The following is a 244-nucleotide window of genomic DNA, read 5'->3' as shown; positions in this document are numbered from 1 at the left end:
TACGAAGAGGACGAGGAAGACGAGGAGGAGTACGAGGAAGAGGACGAAGAAGACGGCGAAGTGGAAGACGCCGCCAAGGGGACGCAGGCCTGAGGCCTGCCCCGTACCCGTCCATGGACACCATCCGCCGCGCCGGCCCCGAGGACGCACCGACCCTGTCGGTGCTGGCCACCCGTACCATCGTGGAAACCTTCGGCCACCTGTACCCGGCCCAGGACCTGCACGACTTCCTGGACGAGGCCTA

Annotated in this window: 1 pseudogene; it reads left to right on the top strand. The window is 66.4% G+C overall.

From position 1 onward, the window contains the following. Positions 1-113: 113 nt before the first annotated feature. A pseudogene (locus ACQG3P_RS21885) lies at positions 114-244 on the top strand (GNAT family N-acetyltransferase); the annotation flags it as partial.

Source organism: Stenotrophomonas sp. SrG (assembly GCF_050031795.1).
Classification (GTDB): Bacteria; Pseudomonadota; Gammaproteobacteria; order Xanthomonadales; family Xanthomonadaceae; genus Stenotrophomonas; species Stenotrophomonas rhizophila_A.
The sequence above is the reverse complement of the archived record's forward strand: the minus strand, read 5'-3'. Positions and strand labels throughout refer to the sequence as shown.